Raw genomic sequence first — 770 nt, 5'->3', positions numbered from 1 at the left:
ACCGTGGCCAGCTTGGGCGGCGACTTGCGCACGTCGCGCAACAGAAGCGCAAGCGCCTCGTCCGCGGTCTTGAGCCGGTACTTCGCATAGAAGCGGCTCATGTACACGCGGCTCTCCGCGTCCGCGAAACGCGTCAGGTAGGCGTGGCGCACGGCGGGATCGTCGAGCCAGCCGGACGACGGCCCGGCCACCTTCACCATTTCGTAGTGGACGATATCGCGCATCAGGCGCACGAACACCAGATTCACCGAATGCTGGAAAGCGCGCTCGATGGTCAGCACGCGCGAGTTGTCGGTCGCCTCGAAGTTGTTGAAGCTCTGCGCGCCGCCGCCCGTGTAGAAGGTCTCGCCGGGGCTCGCGGAATATTTGCGCTCGACGGCGGCATCGAGCATCGCGGCGAGCGACCGGTCGGGCGTCTTCGCGAGATAGTCGAGCGCCCAGCGCGTGAGCGCATCCTGGCGGTCGGGCGTCACGGCATGCAACTGGGCCGCGCTCATCGAACCGAAGCGCGCATGCAGGTCCGCGACGATCTGCAGATAGGTGATGACCGTGCGCAGCTTGGCCGTCGAGCCGAGGTTGAGCCGTCCGCTGCGGCTGATATCGAAGGGCTGGTTGACGCTGTCGGTCTGCACGCGCACGAGGTTCGCGCCGCCGCGGCGCTCCATCAGCGTGAAGCTGTACGCAATCTTCGACGGATCGTCGTTCGGCCGCAGCATGTGATAGCCGATAAGCCCCGCATCGCGCGCGCCGTCGCGAGTGGCCGCATTCGC

Annotated in this window: 1 pseudogene; it reads right to left on the bottom strand. The window is 66.6% G+C overall.

Annotated features, from left to right (window positions below):
• Positions 1-770: pseudogene (locus tag AWB75_RS36510) on the bottom strand (glycosyl transferase family 51); the annotation flags it as partial.

The sequence above is a fragment of the Caballeronia catudaia genome (genome assembly GCF_001544755.2).
Taxonomy (GTDB): Bacteria; Pseudomonadota; Gammaproteobacteria; order Burkholderiales; family Burkholderiaceae; genus Caballeronia; species Caballeronia catudaia.
This window is presented reverse-complemented; position numbering and strand designations above follow the sequence as displayed.